Below are 351 nucleotides of genomic sequence, written 5' to 3'. Positions count from 1 at the left end.
ACCGAAGTCATCATCTTTAACGCCAGTTGCACGCCATAAAGCGCGCGCACCAGCCATGTTGCGTCCGTGGGTAGTCGTTGCTGAACGATAGATTGGCATTGCTTAAATCCTTATAAAATATTTGGCTGTTGCTTACTTAGTGGTTTGTGTTTGGCTTTCTGAAGTTTGGTCTGCTGGATAAACGTAATCTAACCAGCCCCACTTATCTTCAGTAGTGCCATTGAATAAACCAAAGTAAGCCGCTTGAACTTTTTCAGTGATAGGACCGCGTTTGCCTTCACCTACTGTAATTTTGTCTACGCTGCGAACTGGAACGATTTCTGCAGCTGTGCCTGTCATGAAGACTTCATC

General features: G+C 45.0%; 1 pseudogene. It reads right to left on the bottom strand.

The features are described 5' to 3' along the window. Positions 1-132: 132 nt before the first annotated feature. A pseudogene (locus tag AB4653_RS28925) lies at positions 133-351 on the bottom strand (branched chain amino acid aminotransferase); the annotation flags it as partial.

It is taken from the genome of Vibrio sp. 10N.222.48.A3, assembly GCF_041475345.1.
Lineage (GTDB): Bacteria > Pseudomonadota > Gammaproteobacteria > Enterobacterales > Vibrionaceae > Vibrio > Vibrio tasmaniensis_A.
Note: the sequence above shows the minus strand (reverse complement) of the source record. Positions and strands in the feature narration are given on the sequence as shown.